The following is a 19838-nucleotide window of genomic DNA, read 5'->3' on the forward strand; positions in this document are numbered from 1 at the left end:
TTAACCTGAACTGAATGAATATTCTCGAAACCCATCACATTGTTAAGCAATATGCCGAACATCGGGCTTTAGACGACGTGAGTCTGACCGTTCCACAAGGATGTATTTTTGGCCTGCTTGGGCCAAATGGTGCAGGCAAAACATCACTTATCCGGATTATCAATCAGATTACAGCCCCCGACTCCGGCGAAGTTATTTTGGGAGGAGAACGGCTGAAGCCTGATCATATTCGGCGGATTGGTTATTTGCCCGAAGAACGCGGCCTCTACAAAAAAATGAAGGTCGGCGAACAATTGCTTTATCTGGCTCAGCTCAAAGGGCTCAGCGAGAAGGAAGCCATGGAGAAACTGAAGATCTGGTTCATCAAGTTTGATATCAAAACCTGGTGGAACAAACAAATACAGGACCTCTCCAAAGGGATGCAGCAAAAGGTTCAGTTTGTGGCAACGGTTATGCACGAACCCGACCTGATCATTCTCGATGAACCATTTTCCGGGTTCGATCCGATCAATGCCAATCTGATTAAAGACGAAATTCTGGAGTTACGGGATAAGGGCAAAACGATTATTTTCTCCACCCACCGCATGGAGTCCGTTGAAGAACTCTGCGATAATATTGCCTTAATCAACCGGTCGCATAAGGTGCTGGATGGGTCAAAGCGAGCGATCAAGGAGCAATTTAAAACCCATACCTACCACGTCGAATACCAGGGCACGCTTGGCGATCTGCCTCCCGCTTTTGACGTTCTGCACACCTGGCCCGTCGAAGGTGACTTTCTTCGCGCTGACATTCGGATTCCGCCCGATGCGGCCGTTAATGACCTTATTCGCCACCTGCTCGATCGCGTAGCGGTTCGATCATTCGGCGAGAATATTCCCAGTATGAACGACATTTTTATTCAGGCTGTAGGCGAAGCAAATGAGTGAAAAATCGAAAAAGCGAAGGGCAGATAACATATCGAATGTCGTTCACTCGTTCACTCACTCATTCAAAAGTCACTCTTTAAATCACTCAAAATGAATATCATTTACTTGATTATCAAACGCGAATACCTGACACGGGTTCGTAAGCGGTCGTTTCTGGTGATGACGATTCTGGGGCCACTGCTGATTTTTGGTTTCTATGCCATTATTGGCTGGGCGGCAGTCAGTTCGATCAACCAAAAGAAAATTGCCGTTGTCGATGAGAGCGGCCGATTTGCTGGTAAGTTCAAAAATGACGACGAGACAGTTTATTCGTACCCGAAGCAATCGCTGGGGGCGGCTAAAAAAGTCTTTGTCAAACAGGGGTATGACGCGCTGGTTTTCATTCCTAAAGACGTGATCGAAGAGCCCAAAACAGTAAAGATTTTTGCAGAGAAAAGCGTAAGTATGGCATTGCAAAGCAACATTGAGCGGGCAATATCCAAAGAGATAGAGAACATCAAACTGAGTCAGGCTGGCATTACCCAGAAAGTGATTCAGGATGCCAAAGTAAACGTAGATGCGCAGACCATCAGTTTGAGCGATGGTGGTGAACGGAGCAGCAATGCAATCGCCATGACGATCATTGGCTATTTCTGCGCCTTTATGATCTATATATCGGTGTTCATTTATGGAACGCAGGTGATGCGCGGTGTCATGGAAGAGAAAACCAGCCGTATCGTCGAAGTGATCATCTCATCGGTGAAGCCGTTTCAGCTAATGCTCGGGAAAATACTGGGCGTCGCCCTGGTAGGGTTGACTCAGTTTATGCTTTGGATTCTGTTAACCGTTGGCCTCTTTACGGTAGGAGGAGCTTTGGTGGGCGACAAAGCCGATCGGGGGCGGCAGGCCATGCAGTCATCGGGAGCAATGGCCCCCTCCGCTACGGCCGTTGATGCCGGGAAGGGAAGTGTCGTAACCAGTGTATTTCATGCGGTTGAAACCCTCAATATACCCCTGATCGTTGGTTGCTTTTTGTTCTATTTTCTGGGTGGATATCTGCTCTATAGTGCCCTTTTTGGTGCAGTCGGAGCCGCCGTCGACAACGAGACCGAAACCCAGCAGTTTATGTTTCCCATTACCCTGCCGATTATTGGGGCCATAGCTGTAGCCCAGTTTGTGATTCGCGACCCCGATGGTGCGCTGGCTTTCTGGACATCGATTATTCCGTTTACCTCGCCCGTTGTCATGATGGTTCGGATTCCATTTGGAGTGCCCGCCTGGGAGTTAATTCTGTCCATGATTTTATTGATCCTGGGTTTTATGGGTACAACGTGGCTGGCTGCCCGTATTTATCGGGTCGGCATCCTGATGTACGGTAAAAAAGTGACCTATAAAGAGTTATCGAAGTGGGTGTTTTATAAAGCATAAGACCGGTTTACGGTTTATGGCCTTGAAAAGCAGCTTTGACCTTCGTTTCAAGACCATAAACCGTAAACGATATACCGAGAACCATAAACTGCCTTTCTTTGCTTTCCGTTTCTAACCTCACCAAAGCCTACAACGGGCATATTGTTCTGACTGTCCCTGAATTAGATCTGTCACCCGGTATTCATTATTTCCGGGGTGGAAATGGTTCGGGCAAAACCACATTCTTTCGAACGGTAGCCGGATTATTGCCTTTTTCCGGAACGATTACGCTCAATAGCCAGTACGAAATCAGTCGTGATCCGGTAGCGTATCGGATGCGGGTGAATTATGCCGAAGCCGAACCACTGTATCCTGACTTTCTGACGGCTCGTGATCTGGCTGGATTTGTTGCACAGGCAAAGCAGTCGCCTGCCGGGCAAGTGGAAATGCTGGCCGAAATGCTGGGTGTAAACAAATTCTGGAAGCAGACGACTGAGACTTTTTCGAGCGGGATGCTTAAAAAGCTGTCGTTACTGTTGGCCTTGCTGGGCAAACCTGCCCTCGTTTTACTGGACGAACCACTGACGACTCTCGATGTAGCTACGGCGGCTACTTTATTTGATTTTATCCGGCAACTCACGACCAGTCAAAACGTTTCGTTCCTGCTCACCTCACATCAGGACGTTAGCCTGACGGGATTATCGATCTCGAAGGTCTGGCAAGTGGGCGATGGTGTTATTGTTCCGGCTACCTGATCGACAATGCTGACTACCCTGAACCGAATATTTGTCGCCCAGTTCTACGCCAAAAACGCCGGTACTTTTCTGGTGATTCTGCTGCTTGCATTTGGGTTTTTAAGCAGTGTTGAACATAAAGCGCTGATTACGGCTGCTCTGGGTTCTCCGTTTTTTCTGGCGCTGATTTTTGTATTGTGGGGATTGTATCTGCTAAAAACGATAGCCTTTACCCGTGAGCAGCTAACTGCCCCTGAGCACCTTTTTTTGCAAACATTCTGGCTTGTACCCACACCCCGACGAGGGGTCATGTGGCTAATCATTCAAACCAGTTTGCTGTTGCCGATTATTGGATATGCGGGCTGGATGCTTCAAATTGCCGTTTCTTACCAGCGTTGGGATTCATTCAGCGCCATTGTTCTCTTTATTTTGGGATTGATTCTGGCCGGGTCATTGGCGGCTGATTACCGGTTACGTCATCCGACACCCAGCGCTATTCGATTGCCTCGACTGGCCCTGAAACTACGGTATGAATTCTTTTTCCCAGTCTATTGGCTGAAACACGAACCCTTGTCTCTTTTACTGACGAAAGCCTTTTCGGGTTTGTTGCTGGCCGGTGTTTGTCGGCTTTATCCCACCGACGACTATGATGAGCGTTTATTGCTGATTGGCCTGTTGCTGGCCGTACTGGCCCATTCGCAGGTAGGAGGGCAGGTGAGCGCCTTTGAACGTCGCTACTTATTGATACTGAATAATTTACCGCTATCTTGGCTTCAGCGATTCGGGCGATACGTGCTCACTTACGGCCTGATCTGGCTACCCGAATTATTAATCCTGGTACGTAACTGCCCGGCTGAGGTCCGGCTCGATTATGTCGTGTGGCTCTGGCTGGCAGGGTGGGGGTGGTTACTGCTATTGCACAGTCTCGCTTATGGGCATGCTATTTTGCCCGAACGCTGGCTGTCCGGCATATTTGCCGGATTTATTGGTGGCTTACTGATCATTATGTTTGGCTTACCCGTAGGCGCCTGGTTAGTCCTCGGATGGGCATGCGCTGCCGGAATCTGGTATCGATCGTTTACCAGGCCTGTTATGTAAGGAGGATCGGAACGAGTGGTCCGTGCGGTCCTCCTCCTGGATAGGCTATTTAGGCCGTGAACGGCTTGCTTCTTTACTGATAGTGAACTGATCCTGAATCGAACCATCACCGGCAATCATTTTTGCGACCAGTTTATCGCCATCAACTTCGATATACATCGACCCGCCTGTGCCATCGTACGAAATGTCCATGGCATTGTGAGGCCACTGGGCAGTGCCCGTTTTTATGTGACCTCCACCTGCGCCACCGTCTCCGTTCACCACATAAATGGTTCCTTCATTGGTAGTAGCTTTACGGTTTTTAACGAAAACCGATTTTTTATCTGTTGTATTTGAGCCCGAACTTAAATCTGCTTTTGCGCTGGCCGTACTATGCTGACTGGCATCAAAGGTAAGTTCATCGCCGTAATGCCCCTTGAGTAGTCCAGACCGTTCATAGACGTGGCTATGGCCACACATTACCAGATCAACATTAAACTGCTCCAGAACGGGCAGTAAATTCATGCGAACATCCCGAAGCTGTTTCTCCGTGTCTGAGTCGTGCGTTCCTTTGGTATAAGGCGGATGATGCCAATAGGCAATGACCCAGGTAATATTGGCATTGTTTTGGGCGGCTGTCAAGTCCCGTTTGAGCCACGCAAGTTGTGGGCTGCCTTCGCCAAATCGCAGATTCGAGGCTTTGAACGTACTGTCGTCATAACGGTCAGAGTCCAGACTAACGAAGTGGATGTTACCGTAATTAAAGGAGTAATAGGACTCTGAGCTAGACGGAACTCCTCCAGCTTCGGCGTTGGTTGGATGCGAAACTACCTGATAATAAGGAATGTCAAGGCTAACCCGCAAGTTGTTATTACCGGCGTAATCATGGTTGCCGGGCGTTGCAAAAATAGGCGTTTGCTTCATGAACCGATCGTTGCTATAACCCGTATCGGAACTGAATACATTGGCCTGATATTCTGAATCCTGCCCCCGGTTATAGGCATTGTCGCCCAGCCAGAGCCAAAGGTCGATGTAGGGATCGCCTATGCTCTGTACATAATTTTTAAAAGCATTTTTTACATTGAATTGCCGCGCCGAGTGATTGCCAAAATCACCCAATGACCAGATCCGCGTTTTCTTGGCCGTTCCTTCGGTCGGGAACGTATAAAAATAATTCTGATCGCTGCCTTGTAATGAGGCAGTTGCGGTGCCAACCGAATAATAATATTTCGTATTTGGGGTTAAGCCGGTGAGCGTGATTTCGTGATCTGTGCGACTCTCTGTTTCGCTGGTCGTTTTGGTTAGCTTTCCAGCCGAAGCACCGTATCGGACAACACCGATCGATGCCGGGTTAGAGCGCCACCGGAATGTTATACTGGTTGGCGTTGCTTTTTGCAGGTATGGTCCACGCACTAAAGTACCTTCGGTTTGCGCGTTGGCCGTAGTGAAAAGCCAACAAACTAACGTACAGATCGGGACTAATTGAGTTATTCGTAATGAGTGTTTCATGGCGAGTCTAAAGAGAGAACGTTCCATGACAAAGCTACCAGGATGGTCTGGAAATTCTGTTACCACTATGTAAACAAATACGTTTGGGCCATTTTCAAAAGCCTGTTTAGGGAGTATAGTCGGGACCATTGCCCGTTACTTTTTCCAGAAATTCCAGGTTGCCAGAGCAATTTGAGCAATCACTGCCTCACGCGTTTTTTCGTCCGCTTTTGAATCCGAAACAAATACGGCGAGGGCTATGTGTTGGCCAGTCGGGAGGGTAATCAGACCTACATCGTTGGTTGCTGCGGTTATGCCGTCTACTGTCCAGGAAGTTCCGGTTTTATGGGCTACCACGGTACCGGCTGGTAATTGGCCTTTCAGCCGATGTAGACCGGTTTCTGTTTCCGTCATCAGGCGTAACAATAAAGCCCGGCTGGAATTAGACAATCCGCGCCCTTGCTGAAAAAGACGTAACAACGCTACCACCTCTGTTGGTTTTGCCCAGTTGCGATATTGCACCGCATTGTCTCCACCGATTTCTTTCTCCGTGTTTGCGATAATGATGTCTTTAATGCCCAGACTTTTAAAATAAGCCATGATCGGTTTTGGCCCACCGGCCAGACGCATGAGAACGTCACTGGCTGAACCGTCGCTTTCAGAAACCGAGTAGCGTAACAACTCAGCTACACTTATGTCGGTGCCTTTCGGAAACTGGTCGCGCATTGGGCTGTGCTGCCGTTTGGAGACATACTCAATCGTCTCGACACGTACCTTCTGATCAAGTGTTACCTTACCCTGATCAACCAGATGCAACACGGCCATGCCTATCGGCATTTTGTAAACACTTTGCATCGGAAACCGCTGGTCTCCCAAAAGGGCTACCGATTCGCCGGTTTCAAGCAGCATTGCCGCAACGCCAACCCGGCCCTGAGCGGCACCAGCGATTTGCTCAATCTGGTTGTGAAGACTGGCCACTGATCCTCGATTGGATGACTGAGTTACCTTTTGTTGGGCTAATAGTGGATTAGAAAAGAGTAGAACAATTGGAAGCAGAAAATGCCTGATCATAAGGAATGGCTGTTTTCCGCGAAATTAGATGTTCCCAATGTACAGTGTATGTGGCCATAGTAGATTTTTAGAGTTGCGAAGCAACTCTAGAGGTAAGCATCCTGTCGCACGACGATGCGGAAGACGGTTGGAGTAGGCATTTGGAAGAAGTTTATGTATTTCTAAGCCTTAAAATAATTTACCTGGGTGTCAAATAATTGATTATGAGGTTTTTGTCTGATTGCTTATCGTCGTTTTTAATTGCAGGTTTTGATATATGACATTCTGTTAATTATTTTCAAACCCATCAAGTAAAATCTTCCACAGAATGAAACCAATTACTACTTTCTCATTGCTCTTTCCACTGGCTTTGCTGTCGGCCTGCACGACTCCTCAGGTCAATATCAGCCCACAGACTACTACGCCTACCTCAACACAGACTCCTGCTTCAGCGAAAATGGGTAGGGTCGTACAAATCACGGAGTATTTGATAAGTACTGATGGCGAAAAATCAGTGACGCTCGATGGGAAAAAATTGCTGCTTACCTGGAGGATTAAGAATGATTACAGCTACGATACCAATGATCGCCTGATTCGGCAACGAACGAGTGCCCGGAACAATGCGAGCTGGTGGGAGGAACTTTCGTACCAGTATACACCTGACCTTATCCAGCGATACCAGAACTCTGAAAGCAAAGACTTATTGAATACATTGTTGCTGAACGCAAAAGGATACCTGAAAGGAAACCAGGGTCCCGACGAATATGTGTATGATGCTGAGGGTTATCTGATAAGCTATACGGGAAATAATCAGCGGGATACCTACACTATAAAAAACGGAAATGTTATCGCGAAGGAAACCGTCTATAGCTCTGGGCTGATTCAGAAGAATAAATATGAGTATGATCTAACCAAGCCTGGCATTCCTTCGCCACTGACATTTCGGGGGCAGCAAAGCCAGAATTTGCTCCTGAAACAAACGATGGTGTCAACGTCGACGAACTCGTCCTCGCCGGAGACTACAGTATTCACCCATCAGTACGATTTCGATCCGCAAGGCCGCGCTGTGCGGGAGTTTGTCGTTTCGGACATAGATCCCAACTGGCCGTCAAGTATTCGGGAATTTGTCTACCAATAAAGTTGGTTAACTCCGCATTTGAACTGTTTCTAAGCGGTCATATCAGATCATGTAGAGCGTATAACAGTCCGAAACGAACGAAGCCCGCCAACAGGAGCCACATTGAGTTCCTGTTGGCGGGCTTCGTTGCCGTAAAAAAGTAAGACACTAGTGCAGTAAGCGGAAATGCATTCGGACTTGATTACGGAAACTTCGGAAACTTGCTGAAATCAGGTTTCCGTTTTTCAAGGAAGGCGTCTTTTCCTTCTTTGGCTTCCTCCGACAGATAATATAAGAGTGTCGCGTCGCCAGCCAATTGCTGAATACCAGCCTGTCCGTCGAGTTCAGCGTTGAACGAAGCTTTGAGCATTCGGAGAGCAATTGGGCTTTTCTCCAGCATTTTCCGGCACCAGGCAATTGTTGTTTCTTCCAGTTGATCGAGCGGCACTACTTTGTTTACCAGCCCCATGTCCAGTGCTTCCTGCGCATCGTACTGGTCGCATAAAAACCAGATTTCGCGGGCTTTTTTCTGACCAACAACGCGAGCCAGATAAGAAGCACCAAACCCGCCGTCGAAACTACCCACTTTAGGGCCGGTTTGGCCGAAACGGGCGTTGTCGGCAGCAATACTCAGGTCGCAGATAACGTGCAGCACATGACCACCACCGATGGCATACCCGGCAACCATAGCCACAACCGGCTTCGGAATCCGACGAATCTGCATTTGTAAATCCAGTACGTTCAAACGGGGAACCTGATCTTCACCCACATAGCCCCCATGACCACGTATGGATTGATCACCACCACTACAGAATGCTTCGCCACCTTCACCGGTCAGGATAACGACACCAACTCGTTCGTCCTGGCGAGCCAGTTCCATGGCTTCCGACATCTCTTTGACGGTCAGTGGGGTAAACGCATTACGTTTGTGTGGTCGGTTGATACTGATTTTGGCAATGCCATCGTAATAGCTGAATAGGATTTCCTGATATTCTTTAATCGGTTCCCAGGGGTAGTTACTTTGCATAAATAAACGAGTGAAAGAGCAAACGAGTGAAAGAGCGAAAAAGCGGCCCTTTCAACTCGCTCTTTCGCTCTTTTGCTCGATTACTCCTCGAATGAGACCTCATGATACTGCACATCCCACGTATGATCCGCCATCATGCGGACAGTGGCCAGGCAGCGTTCGAACGGAAACTTGCGTCCCCATTCGGTTGGACCAACCATAGACAACAGATCGGTTCCGTTTTTACGTTGATAGAAGTGATAGGTATGCCCAACAACCGGTTCGAAGCTCATTTGAGCTGCGTAAATCCGTTCCGATATTTCAACGCGATGCCTGATGGCGGTGGCCTGTTCTGCCAGTAGCTGCATCTGCTTGTAAAGCTGACTTAACTGCATGTCAGTTTGTTCGCGCATGGCCGCTACGGCTCGGCCTGTAATTTTACCTTTGTCTTCGGGGCGGATTATGGCTCCGCCAACCGTGTGTGCATACTCCAGAAGTCCGGGTGCTTCAGCAACTTTATCTGGAGAGATCGGATTGACAATTACTTTTGCTTCTTCCATATTGTTTGGGTAACCGCCCGGCGAGCGTCTTTGTTCGCTGTCGTTGAATGACAAAAAAAAACCATATTTACATCGCGTAAGCGATAGTATCCGCAAAATTACAACGAACCAACATGCAAAACACCTTACCCACAATGGACCGACATGAGTTTTTTCGATTAGTCGGTACCAGCGTTGGTGTGATCCTGCTAACGCGTTGCAGCGCGGGCTGCTCGAAGGGCGATGCGGGTGAACCGGCGGCTGATCCTGACCAACTGGTTGATCTGATCCTGAATCTGAATGATAAGGTCAATGAAAATCTGAAAGTAAAAGGGGGGTATGTCGTTATTAAAAATGTGATCGTAGCCCAGACAAAAGACGGCAAATTCCTCGCTGTATCGTCTAAATGCACCCATCAGGGAACAGAGTTAGTCTATAAATCGGCTGAAAATCAGTTCTATTGCCCGCTTCACCTGTCGCGGTTTGATACTACGGGTAAAGTAGTAATAGGGCCGGCTACGCTACCCTTAAAGCAGTACCAGGTTGCCGATCTTGCCAATGGAAACCTTCGCATTCACACCTAATCAAAAATTGGATAATTAAGTACGGATTATGTCGAGGTGCAAAGCCTTGTGTCTCGACAATTGATAATGATAGTAAATCCATTACTTCCTGATTCCTGGCCAACGCCCGGTTCGGCCTACGAAGCCGAAACGCTGAAATTTTGCCGGGCGTGGTTAAGTGGTCAAACGAGTTTTACTCTGCATACGTCCGGGTCAACGGGTACGCCTAAGCCAATTACGCTCACGCGGGCACAGATGCGGGCCAGTGCACACCTGACAGGCCAGACGCTTGGTCTGCAACTGGGCGATAAAGCATTGGTTTGTCTTAACATTCGTTATGTAGCAGGTGTAATGATGCTTGTTCGGGGACTGGAGTTGGGAATGATAATGACGGTACTCGAGCCATCGGGTAACCCATTGGCAGCTTTTGAACCTGATCAAACTCATTTTGATTTCACGGCACTTGTACCGTTACAACTGCAAACGATCATTGAGGCTACACAACGGAAATTGCCGATTCTGAACGACATGAAGGCTATTCTGGTGGGAGGAGCAGCTACCAGCCCTATTCTTGAACGGGCATTACAGGCAATCGATGCCCCTATTTTTGCGACCTATGGCATGACTGAAACAGTCTCACATGTTGCATTGCGTCGGCTGAACGGACCTATGAAAAGTGATCTTTTTACCGCACTGGAAGGAGTCGTACTAGGAACCGATGAGCGAGATTGCCTGCACATTACGGCGGCTGCCACCAATTTTGAGCGAATTCAAACGAACGACGTTGTTGAATTGCTACGTGAAGTAGAACCCAGCCAATTCAGGCTGTTGGGCCGGGCAGATACGATCATGAACACGGGTGGCGTAAAAGTTCAGCCAGAACAGGTCGAGCGAGTGGTGCAGGATACGCTGGCGTTGTTTGGTCAATCCAGTGTTGGGCAGGCTGAAGCGATACCCCGGTTGATTGTCGCTGGCCTGGCCGACGAACGGCTTGGTCAGCGGATCGCTGTTATTCTTGAACAAAAATCGCTGAGCAGTGACCAGTTCAGAGCCGTTCAGGAAGCCGTTCGACTTCAGGTGGGTCCATATGCAGTACCGAAAGAACAGATTGCCGTTAGTCAGTTTGCGGAAACACCTACTGGTAAAATTGACCGAAACGCCACAATCGCCCGAATCCCTTAACTTTGGGGCCAGTTGTCCGGCACACAAAAAAGCATGTCCTTCACTAGTATTCAAATTCGCTACCAAACGGCCCGGTCGTTGCCCGCGCCCTACGCTTATTTTTACACGTTGACCGTTCGTGCGGCAGCGGATAAGTCGTTGCAGATTGATCTGTCAATTACCTATCCCGATCGCGACGATATTGACGATGACGAACTGATTGCTGAGGGGTATACGCGGGACGATGACTTTTCCTGGTCGGGCCGCTTGCCGAAAGCCTGGTGGCAAACGATGACGGATCTGGTCAACAAAACTCAACTGGTGCCCTCGAACGAAGACACCCTCGGAGAAGATGATGATTACTGGGATATTACCCTAGAAACAGATAATGCGGGTGCAAGGCAGGGAAGGCCAAAAAATGCCGATAGCTGGCAATACCTGGTGCAGGAACTAATTCAGGCATCGTATGAAGCCATTGGCCGCGAACGTCCGTTTGAACTTACCTACCTGGATTTTGCGAATCAGCAGGGTGAGCTGGAAATTCGCCTGACGGCTTCCTTTGCCGATCGTACAGTGAAAGTTGTACAAAGCCAGAATCGAAAAGAATCGACTAAAACGCAATCCTGGTCTGCCTTACAGCACATTATGGCTGAGGTTTACAATCACGACTATGAAGATGATGAGGCTCAGCTTAAACGCCCTAAACGTGACGGTCAGTGGCTCAATTTGGGAGGAGAGGAGTGGTATGATGTTAGTGAATTGCCCGCGTTATTGAAGCTGTTTAGAAATCTGTGAGGTTACTCGGTAAAGGGTTTGTTGTCTGATTTATAGCTGTTTAGCGCGTTAAGCCTCAGCTTTTCAGGTAATCGAAAGCGTCTAAAGCGGTAGGATACTATGCCACCTCTCTAGACGCTTTTTTTATTGGTCGCCCTATTCATGCGGTTATGACTTTCGCGGAGGAGCGTGCCACGCTTACTAATGACGAGTTGATAACCACGGTCCGCCGTGCAGTGGCACGCTCCTCCGCGAAAGTCATAACCGCAATTAGTTGAAAAAAATAAGGTAAATATTTTTTCGTACGAAAAATTTCCTACCTTTGATTCATGAAAGAAACAAACGGAGATATTCCTGCTGAGCCAACTAAATCTGAACTCGAAATCCTTCAGGTTCTCTGGCAATTTGGGCCTTCTACGGTTCGGTTTGTGAATGATAAATTGAACGAGGAGAAACGGGCCGTACAGTATACCTCAACGCTGAAACTGATGCAGATCATGGCCGAAAAGGGCATACTGAAACGGGATGAAAGCAGTATGAAGCATGTCTACAGCCCGGTGGACGAAGAGAAGAAAACGAAAGATTATTTACTGAAACGGTATGTCGATTCGATGTATAACGGTTCGGCTTCCAATCTGGTGATGCAATTGTTGGGTAATCAAAAAACATCACCCGAAGAGCTACAGGCAATTAAGGATTTTCTGAAAAATCTGGATCAACGATAACTCATTCTTACATGCAGCCTCTACAAACCTCACTCTCCGGGTGGCAACACCTGACTCAGGCTATATGCCGTACGCTAGTTCATTCGTTGTGGCAGGGGCTGCTGTTGGCTGCTGTAACGGCAATTGTGGTTGTATTGACCAGAAAATCCAGTTCTACTTTACGTTATCAGCTTTTTGCCTTACTATTTTCTCTATTTGTTATCGGTAGCGGCTTTACGTTCTATCTGCAATTCCGTCAATTAGAAACCAGTCACCCAGCTTTAACCAATTTATCAAACCCGGCAAATGTCAGCCGTTTTTCGTCTTACATGCCTGTTGATTTTCAGTGGGTTGCCAGTAGAACACCTGTTAGCTGGCTAATGGATTCAGTGGCTGAAAACGCTGCGTTGATTGTAACAATCTGGTTTATCATCTTCAGCGCACGTTTTGTGCAGGCCATGGCCAGTCTGGGACATATTCAACGAATCAGGCATTATAAAACGCACAAACCAACAGAACATTGGGTCGATAAACTCTGTGTACTGGCTCAAAAAATAGGCGTGAAAAAGGCTGTTTTGTTACTGGAGTCAGAGTTGGTTAACGTACCAACAGTAGTTGGGTTACTAAAACCTGTCATCTTACTGCCCATTGGGTTACTGGCCCAATTGCCGGTCCATGAGCTTGAAGCCATTCTGCTGCATGAATTAGCTCACATCAAACGGAAAGACTATCTGGTCAACCTGATGCAGAGTTTTGCCGAAAGTGTTTTCTTTTTCAATCCGGCAGTATGGTGGGTTTCGGCGCTGATTCGGGAAGAGCGCGAACACTGCTGCGACGATATGGCGATCGCCATTAGTGGCAATAAAACCTCGTTCATTAACGCATTGGTCGCTTTTCAGGAGTACAATCTGAATCGACAGTCATACGCAATGATGCTTTCCCGGAAACGTAATCACCTGCTGGAACGGATCAAACGAATAGTTTACAACAATAACCAACCACTAAATGCCATGGAAAAGATTTTTGTGACGTCAAGTATCGCCATTGCCGTTTTTGTAACAGTTGCTTTCGTCCCCTCGTCCTACCACCAGAAAATCCGGGAGAATTATGCCACGATCTTACCCGGTAACCGACTGGTTAAACCGTCGTATATGACCGTGCAACCAGACACCTTGCCCAAAACGACGAGCATCGAGTATAATGAAAAAGACAAAGTCGGAACGGGAACCTATACCATCACGAAGGGTGGAAAGAAATATCAGTTTATTGAGAAAAATGGCGTTATCTCCTCCTTGCAAATCGATGGCAAACAGATTCCGGACGAACAGATTGCTACCTATAAAGCAGAACTCGATACGATTATCAAGGATGTAAAGGAGGCCCAGCGGATGGCCGAAAGTGATCGTAAACAAGCCGAAAAAGCAAGGGGGCAGGCAATGCTGGCCAGAAAACAGGCTGAGAAAGCAAAGACCTATGCTGAAAGAGCGCATTTATCGGCAATCGAGGCAAAACACAAAGCCGAGTTAATGCAAATGCAGGCCGAACTACGAACAGAAGATAAACAGGTTCGGGCAGCCATGGATAAGTTGAACTCCATGAAAGATGCCGATTTGGCCTATAAAAAGGCCGAACTTCAACTAGAACTGGATCAATTACGTGCACAGACGGCTAAATTAAGGGACGAGGCATTTTTAAAAGCCAAAGTCCAGCAGGATAAACTGCATGCCGAAAACGCTGATCATAACCTGGTTGAGTTACGCGAACATGCCGAACAAATAAAACGGATGGCTGAGGATAACAGGAGCTTGGCTTTGATGGCAAAGCTCAGGGCAGAAGAAGTACGGGGAATGGCTCAGGTTGCCAAAAAACAGGCCGAACACGCAAGAGTAAGAGCTGAAGAAGCGAGAATCTATTTTGAAAAAACAACCCGTGGTGTCATCGACGACCTGATCAGGGAAGGAATTATCACCGATAAGAGCGATCTGTCATTCAGACTGTCGAATGATGAACTGGAAGTGAACGGAGTAAAACAACCCGAATCGGTACACCAGAAGCTGAAAGCAAAGTATGTAAATGAAGCCGGTTTCGAAATAATTTATAATCATAACGGTCGCACGGGCATTAGCAAAATGGCTAAATAGATTCAATGATATGTCCTAATAAACAATGCCATTACGACAAACCGGGTGTTTTTGTGTATGAAAAAACGCCAGTTGATGGCAAAGAGAAATGAAATTTGGGTAGCTGCCTGATCCGAACGAGTATAACGGTTAACGTGCCAGCTGGGAAACGACTAAACGTTACCCGGCTGGCCCATTTATTTTGATGTAAAATCGGTTGCACGAGTCATGAAAAGTATAATCCTTGCAAAAGAAAGACTAGCGCGTTATTTTAAGTGCCAAACCTCGGTTGAGACCATGCCGCCTACGCAAGGCTGCCGTTTCTGAAGTGATAGACCGGCCTCCGCAAGAAGCCGTTGCCAATCGGCCAGCTGCGTTGTTTCAATGCCAGCCGTCAGTCGAAAAAAACGGATCATAGCCCATAGCAGCGTTTTTTGCCACCAGACATCAGTGCCTATGAAGTCTGCAACAAGCCAGATCCCGTTGGGTTTAAGCGAATTTCGAAGTTGAGGTATTAATGAGGATTGTAGCGTTTCTTCTGGGAAAAGATCGAGCAGGAAAGGCGTTATAACAATGTCGAATTGGTCGCCGTTTGGCAGGTGCATGATCGTATCTACCCGATATTCGACCGTACCCAGTACTGCTTTCTGGATTATTCGCTGACTGGCCAGGGCTACCATTCGGACCGACGCTTCGAGGTAAAGAACCCGTTTCGGATTTCTCTTCATCAAAAGCTGTTCGAGCAACCAGCCAGTTCCACCGCCTGCCAGAAGCACCGATGCCTTTGGCGGAATATCAGTTAAAAAGACAACCTGCGCCTGTTGAAGTTTTCTCCCAAATACCACACTTGCCAGTAAATCATAAACCGGCGCAATCCAATCGAAAGTAGAGATAAATCGGGTTGTTTTTCCCATTGATTAACTTGACAAGGCACTTAGGTGCAGTACTTGTTCGTCAAATGCTGTCGCATATAATTTATTTTCTAAAGTAAAAGATAGTAGGGGCTAATCAATACTAGTTGATGCGATACCCTTCTGACTACACGAACAAAGTAGGCAGGTCATATTTTGAGATTCTATGTATTTAAACGCTCGATCGCTGATTGGGAAGGCACAGGGAAATCAGAATTAACTATATCTTGGGATTACTTTGTGTAATGCCACTCATATAACACGAGAGTATGCTTCAGTATATCATTTGGAACATTGATCCTGAGATCATTCGTATCGGCTCCTGGCCTCTTCGGTGGTATGGTTTATGCTTTGCAGCCGGATTTCTGATCGGACTCCAACTAATGACGTTCATCTTCAAGACTGAGAAAAAACCTCTGTCTGATACGGATCCACTATTTATAACGATGGTCGTTTCAACCATCTTAGGTGCAAGGCTAGGTCATTTTCTTTTTTACGAACCTTCCCTGTTTCTGCACAACCCGTTACAGATTATAACTCCTCCTTTCGCTGGTCTTGCCAGTCATGGAGGCATAATAGGCATTAGTATTGGTTTGTGGCTCTATACCCAACGGGCATCCAGCAAGACGACTGGTCAAACGTTTTTATGGATCACTGACCGTGTGTGTATCATAGCTGCCCTTGCCGGAGCTTTCATCAGGTTTGGCAATCTGATGAATTCAGAAATAGTTGGTAAGCCAACCGACGTGCCCTGGGCTTTCGTGTTCTTGCAGAATCAAGAGTTTAGTCAGGTGGCCCGTCACCCAGCCCAACTCTACGAGTCGTTATCCTATTTGGTGCTGTTTGTTATGCTAATTTGGTACTGGAGAACATACCGTACCCAATCGGCACCAGGTACGATGTTAGGTATATCTTTGGTTTGGGTATTTGGCTTTCGGTTCCTCTGGGAATTCTTCAAAGAAAATCAGGTTGCTTTTGAAGACAGTATGAGCCTGAATATGGGTCAGATTTTGAGTATACCAGCTGTTGTAGTTGGCTTATATCTGTTGCTGAGAAATTTTATCAGACCTACTCTATTCGTTCCAGTGGCATTAGTAATCCAATCAACAAGCCTTTGTTACCGTTGTGAGCATACATCATCACTACCCGATTCGAGCAAAGATCATCAGTCAAGTTGGTCTAATGACTGCGACGTACCAACTGTTAACAAACAAGCTTGCAATATAAGACATTTACAAGATCATATAGTAGATCTGAAACAGCCTGATTCTAAAGTAAACTATATAATATAGTGTTAATTATACGCTTATTATATGAATAGTGATAAATAATAATGGGTCAGAAGATTGTACTTTTATGTGGTAAAGTTGGATTTGGTTTTTTGTTGGAAGCATGTCATAGATCCGTTAATTAATCAGTCAATCGTAGCGAAACCGTGAGATTACTAAATTGCTACATTGCAATTCTTCGTCGGGGCAACCCACCTATTCGCATTTTCACCGAAGCGTAGGCCCGGACCTTTTGCACATTTTTATTGGAGGATGCACTAGTAAAATACGTGCCTTGAGTCGTAAAAGAGGAAATAAATTCAGTCGGCTATGAAACAGTTGTTTGTGTTGTCTATCTGCTTATGTTGGTTAAATACGATGGCACAGATTCGGGTCCATCCCAATCACCGGTATCTTCAGGATAAGGATGGAAAGCCTTTTTTCTGGATGGGTGACACTGCCTGGGAGTTGTTTCACCGAATGGATCGACGCGATACGGAAGCCTACCTGGACACGCGACGTCAACAGGGCTTTACGGTCATTCAGGTGGTTGCTCTGGCCTTTGCCAATGAAGCAGATAATCACAAACCGAATCGGTATGGGGATTTCCCGTTTGTCGATAACAATCCCGACCAATTAGCCCTAACTCCCGGAAATAACCCGGAAGAGGCCGCTCAATACGATTATTGGGATCATGTCGATTTTGTCATTCAGGCCGCGGCCCGCATGGGCTTGTATGTCGCCATAAACCCGGTTTGGGGAGACCATGTATCGCATCACTGGAGTTCGAAAGGCGTTATTTTTAATGAGCAGAAAGCCCGTTCTTATGGTAAATTTCTTGGCAATCGCTACGCGAATCAAGCTAATCTTATCTGGATAATCGGGGGCGATTGTCCAACGGTCTATGAAAAAGATAATCTTCACTTTGATGATCGCCCAATATGGCGCGCAATGGTAGCAGGGATTAAAGAAGGAGAGGGCCAAAAACGGCATTTGATGAGCTATCACCCAAAAGGAGGGAAGTCTTCTTCAGGCTACTTTCATCAGGAGAATTGGCTGGATTTCAACTCGTTTCAATCCGGTCACGGCTCCCGCGATGTAGATGCCTGGAACTGGGTTGGGCGGGATTTAGCGCTAAACCCGCCCAAACCCACTCTCGACATGGAGCCCTGTTATGAAGACCATCCCATTAATCCCTGGGATGGAAAGTGGACGCGCCAACGAGGATATTTCAACGCCTATGATATTCGTTCCCGGTTATACCGCAGTGTTTTTGCTAGTATGTGTGGTTTCACGTATGGTCATCATCAGGTCTGGCAGTTTCTGGATACAACGCGCTATGCGCCCCTCACGGTTGGCGATACCCTGATTGGGTGGAATCGAGCACTCCATGCCGAAGCTGCCGGACAACTGCGGTATCTGAAACAGTTGATGCTTTCGCGACCTTATTTTACCAGACTGGCCGATCAGACGCTGATTCAGTCTGCTAAGGGAACGGATTATCGGGATTTGGTGATGGCCACGCGCGATTCGGCAAGTACCTACGTAATGGTGTATCTGCCGACGAGCAAACCCGTAACGATTGATGTAACGCGTTTGTCAGGCGATAAAAAGCGAGCCTGGTGGTTTGATCCCCGAACTGGCCATATTTTTAAGGGAAAGGAAGGTCCAATGACGGGAGCCCTAACATTCACACCACCTGCTCAATCTAATGCATCGGCCATGGATTGGGTATTGATTATCGATGATACTGCTCAAAAGTACCCCTATCCAGGACCTTAATGCATTTTCGATTTTAACAACTCTAAACTACAACCAGTCACCTACGATCTTTTTAACGGGCGCTTACCATTCAGGTTTATTGATTTCGCCGTGCCGACTCAGAAAATATGACAAAATTTGCGCTGATCCTAAGTAAAGACGCAACTGTATACGCATGGTAGAAATAAATTCGGCTACAACAAGCACAAAGTCCCACTTTTTTATTCTGGATGGATTGCGCGGAGTGGCGGCTCTGGCCATTGTAATCTTTCATTTCATGGAGTGGGTGTATACCGATCCCAGCGGGAATTTCATCGCCCACGGTTTTTTAGCCGTCGATTTTTTCTTTTGCTTATCGGGCTTTGTCATCGGCTACGCGTATGACGACCGAATTCGTCGATTGGGATTCGCAGCATTTTTTAGACTACGATTGATCCGATTGCACCCCCTTGTCATCTTAGGATCGGTAATAGGTTTACTGGCGTTTCTGTTCGATCCATTTGCGGCTCAGCCCGGTTTGATTGGTCGGCCAAACCTGTTACTGACCTTTGTTTGCTCGATATTCCTCATTCCGCTGCCCATCATGAAAGAGCGGGCTTTCAACCTGTTCAGTTTTAATGCGCCAGCGTGGTCATTATTCTGGGAATACGTTGCCAATATTATCTATGCCCTTGTACTATACCGGATCAGCCGTCGCTATCTGTCCGTATTAATCGTGCTGGCAGCAGTAGCACTCTGTTTCGTTAGTTACCGGGCCGGTAATCTGTTGGGCGGTTGGGCAGGGTCTAACTTCTGGGATGGCTGTGCCCGGGTAGCGTACTCGTTTCTGGCCGGGTTATTCATTTACCGGGCCAACTGGATCCTAAAGAATAACCTTGGCTTCATGGGTGTGGCAGGACTGCTTATACTGGCATTTCTCATACCGTTTACCCGATGGAACTGGTTAGTCGAGCCGATCATTGTGCTGTTCTATTTCCCGGCCCTGATTGCGGCAGGAGCGGGGGCTAGCCTATCGCCTGGACTTAAAAAACTGTGTGTGTTCTCAGGCAAACTTTCCTATCCGCTCTATATGACCCACTACGGGGCTATGTGGATCTTCGGCAGCTATTTGGCCAGTCATAAACCGGATACGCTGCATCTGTCACTAATTGTGGTTACCGGGGTCATTTTTCTGGCTGGATTCGCCTATCTGGTACTGGTGCTCTATGATGAGCCCATTCGACGTTATTTAGCCAGACGCCGATAACTGAAAC

At 47.3% G+C, this 19838-nt stretch carries 18 protein-coding genes; 13 read left to right on the forward strand and 5 right to left on the reverse strand.

What is annotated here, in order from left to right; genetic code table 11:
* Positions 1-14 precede the first annotated feature (14 nt).
* The 4 genes from G8759_RS15935 to G8759_RS15950 all read left to right on the forward strand — a co-directional run bounded on the left by G8759_RS15935 (position 15) and on the right by G8759_RS15950 (position 4144).
* Positions 15-926 carry an ABC transporter ATP-binding protein gene (locus G8759_RS15935; protein WP_167209612.1) on the forward strand — a complete coding sequence of 304 codons (912 nt, stop codon included), beginning with the start codon at positions 15-17 and terminating at the stop codon, positions 924-926.
* A 90-nt stretch (positions 927-1016) separates the two neighbouring features.
* A complete protein-coding gene (locus G8759_RS15940) occupies positions 1017-2333 on the forward strand; it encodes an ABC transporter permease (protein ID WP_167209614.1) in 1317 nt (438 codons plus the stop codon).
* Between the two features lie 98 nt (positions 2334-2431).
* Positions 2432-3067: an ABC transporter ATP-binding protein gene (locus tag G8759_RS15945; protein WP_167209616.1), complete on the forward strand. Its 636-nt coding sequence runs from the start codon at positions 2432-2434 to the stop codon at positions 3065-3067.
* A gap of 6 nt (positions 3068-3073) precedes the next feature.
* Positions 3074-4144: a hypothetical protein gene (locus G8759_RS15950; protein WP_167209618.1), complete on the forward strand. Its 1071-nt coding sequence runs from the start codon at positions 3074-3076 to the stop codon at positions 4142-4144.
* 45 nt (positions 4145-4189) lie between these two features.
* Here G8759_RS15950 and G8759_RS15955 read toward each other — a convergent pair whose 3' ends face one another.
* Complete coding sequence (locus G8759_RS15955; RefSeq protein WP_167209620.1) at positions 4190-5632, reverse strand: purple acid phosphatase family protein; 1443 nt, start codon at positions 5630-5632, stop codon at positions 4190-4192.
* 135 nt (positions 5633-5767) lie between these two features.
* Positions 5768-6682: a class A beta-lactamase gene (bla, locus tag G8759_RS15960; RefSeq protein WP_167209622.1), complete on the reverse strand. Its 915-nt coding sequence runs from the start codon at positions 6680-6682 to the stop codon at positions 5768-5770.
* Between the two features lie 307 nt (positions 6683-6989).
* Between bla and G8759_RS15965 the strand changes: the two genes are divergently transcribed.
* Positions 6990-7799, forward strand: coding sequence for a hypothetical protein (locus tag G8759_RS15965; protein ID WP_167209624.1), 810 nt, complete (start codon positions 6990-6992; stop codon positions 7797-7799).
* 181 nt (positions 7800-7980) lie between these two features.
* Here G8759_RS15965 and menB read toward each other — a convergent pair whose 3' ends face one another.
* Positions 7981-8805, reverse strand: a complete 825-nt coding sequence (gene menB, locus G8759_RS15970) for a 1,4-dihydroxy-2-naphthoyl-CoA synthase (RefSeq protein WP_167209626.1) — start codon at positions 8803-8805, stop codon at positions 7981-7983.
* A gap of 80 nt (positions 8806-8885) precedes the next feature.
* A complete protein-coding gene (locus tag G8759_RS15975; RefSeq protein ID WP_167209628.1) occupies positions 8886-9344 on the reverse strand; it encodes a DUF2452 domain-containing protein in 459 nt (152 codons plus the stop codon).
* Between the two features lie 113 nt (positions 9345-9457).
* Here G8759_RS15975 and G8759_RS15980 point away from each other — a divergent pair, with 113 nt between their 5' ends.
* From G8759_RS15980 to G8759_RS16000, 5 genes are all read left to right on the forward strand, one after another.
* On the forward strand, positions 9458-9907 hold the full coding sequence (locus tag G8759_RS15980) for a QcrA and Rieske domain-containing protein (RefSeq protein WP_162385168.1): 450 nt from the start codon (positions 9458-9460) through the stop codon (positions 9905-9907).
* 66 nt (positions 9908-9973) lie between these two features.
* Positions 9974-11068, forward strand: coding sequence for an AMP-binding protein (locus G8759_RS15985; RefSeq protein WP_167209630.1), 1095 nt, complete (start codon positions 9974-9976; stop codon positions 11066-11068).
* A 33-nt stretch (positions 11069-11101) separates the two neighbouring features.
* Positions 11102-11842, forward strand: coding sequence for a hypothetical protein (locus tag G8759_RS15990; RefSeq protein ID WP_167209632.1), 741 nt, complete (start codon positions 11102-11104; stop codon positions 11840-11842).
* 308 nt (positions 11843-12150) lie between these two features.
* Positions 12151-12546, forward strand: coding sequence for a BlaI/MecI/CopY family transcriptional regulator (locus G8759_RS15995; RefSeq protein ID WP_167209634.1), 396 nt, complete (start codon positions 12151-12153; stop codon positions 12544-12546).
* Positions 12547-12557: 11 nt separating this feature from the next.
* A complete protein-coding gene (locus tag G8759_RS16000) occupies positions 12558-14666 on the forward strand; it encodes a M56 family metallopeptidase (protein WP_167209636.1) in 2109 nt (702 codons plus the stop codon).
* A gap of 245 nt (positions 14667-14911) precedes the next feature.
* On the opposite strand, the gene G8759_RS16005 is transcribed toward G8759_RS16000, so the two are convergent.
* Complete coding sequence (locus tag G8759_RS16005; RefSeq protein WP_167209638.1) at positions 14912-15559, reverse strand: class I SAM-dependent methyltransferase; 648 nt, start codon at positions 15557-15559, stop codon at positions 14912-14914.
* Positions 15560-15825: 266 nt separating this feature from the next.
* Between G8759_RS16005 and lgt the strand changes: the two genes are divergently transcribed.
* The 3 genes from lgt (at position 15826) to G8759_RS16020 (ending at position 19831) form a co-directional block, all read left to right on the forward strand.
* A complete protein-coding gene (lgt, locus tag G8759_RS16010; RefSeq protein WP_167209640.1) occupies positions 15826-16848 on the forward strand; it encodes a prolipoprotein diacylglyceryl transferase in 1023 nt (340 codons plus the stop codon).
* Between the two features lie 306 nt (positions 16849-17154).
* Positions 17155-18606, forward strand: a complete 1452-nt coding sequence (locus tag G8759_RS16015; protein ID WP_167209641.1) for a glycoside hydrolase family 140 protein — start codon at positions 17155-17157, stop codon at positions 18604-18606.
* 154 nt (positions 18607-18760) lie between these two features.
* Complete coding sequence (locus tag G8759_RS16020; RefSeq protein WP_167209643.1) at positions 18761-19831, forward strand: acyltransferase family protein; 1071 nt, start codon at positions 18761-18763, stop codon at positions 19829-19831.
* Positions 19832-19838: the final 7 nt, after the last annotated feature.

The sequence above is a fragment of the Spirosoma aureum genome, from assembly GCF_011604685.1.
GTDB lineage: Bacteria > Bacteroidota > Bacteroidia > Cytophagales > Spirosomataceae > Spirosoma > Spirosoma aureum.

Coding starts and splice junctions, on each gene's coding strand:
- G8759_RS15995 (WP_167209634.1), top strand. CDS start 12,151: ATGAAAGAAACAAACGGAGATATTCCTGCTGAGCCAACTAAATCTGAA.
- G8759_RS16005 (WP_167209638.1), bottom strand. CDS start 15,559: ATGGGAAAAACAACCCGATTTATCTCTACTTTCGATTGGATTGCGCCG.
- menB (WP_167209626.1), bottom strand. CDS start 8,805: ATGCAAAGTAACTACCCCTGGGAACCGATTAAAGAATATCAGGAAATC.
- G8759_RS15985 (WP_167209630.1), top strand. CDS start 9,974: ATGATAGTAAATCCATTACTTCCTGATTCCTGGCCAACGCCCGGTTCG.
- bla (WP_167209622.1), bottom strand. CDS start 6,682: ATGATCAGGCATTTTCTGCTTCCAATTGTTCTACTCTTTTCTAATCCA.
- G8759_RS15980 (WP_162385168.1), top strand. CDS start 9,458: ATGCAAAACACCTTACCCACAATGGACCGACATGAGTTTTTTCGATTA.
- G8759_RS15965 (WP_167209624.1), top strand. CDS start 6,990: ATGAAACCAATTACTACTTTCTCATTGCTCTTTCCACTGGCTTTGCTG.
- G8759_RS16020 (WP_167209643.1), top strand. CDS start 18,761: ATGGTAGAAATAAATTCGGCTACAACAAGCACAAAGTCCCACTTTTTT.
- G8759_RS15990 (WP_167209632.1), top strand. CDS start 11,102: ATGTCCTTCACTAGTATTCAAATTCGCTACCAAACGGCCCGGTCGTTG.
- G8759_RS15975 (WP_167209628.1), bottom strand. CDS start 9,344: ATGGAAGAAGCAAAAGTAATTGTCAATCCGATCTCTCCAGATAAAGTT.
- G8759_RS15935 (WP_167209612.1), top strand. CDS start 15: ATGAATATTCTCGAAACCCATCACATTGTTAAGCAATATGCCGAACAT.
- lgt (WP_167209640.1), top strand. CDS start 15,826: ATGCTTCAGTATATCATTTGGAACATTGATCCTGAGATCATTCGTATC.
- G8759_RS15950 (WP_167209618.1), top strand. CDS start 3,074: ATGCTGACTACCCTGAACCGAATATTTGTCGCCCAGTTCTACGCCAAA.
- G8759_RS16015 (WP_167209641.1), top strand. CDS start 17,155: ATGAAACAGTTGTTTGTGTTGTCTATCTGCTTATGTTGGTTAAATACG.
- G8759_RS16000 (WP_167209636.1), top strand. CDS start 12,558: ATGCAGCCTCTACAAACCTCACTCTCCGGGTGGCAACACCTGACTCAG.
- G8759_RS15940 (WP_167209614.1), top strand. CDS start 1,017: ATGAATATCATTTACTTGATTATCAAACGCGAATACCTGACACGGGTT.
- G8759_RS15955 (WP_167209620.1), bottom strand. CDS start 5,632: ATGAAACACTCATTACGAATAACTCAATTAGTCCCGATCTGTACGTTA.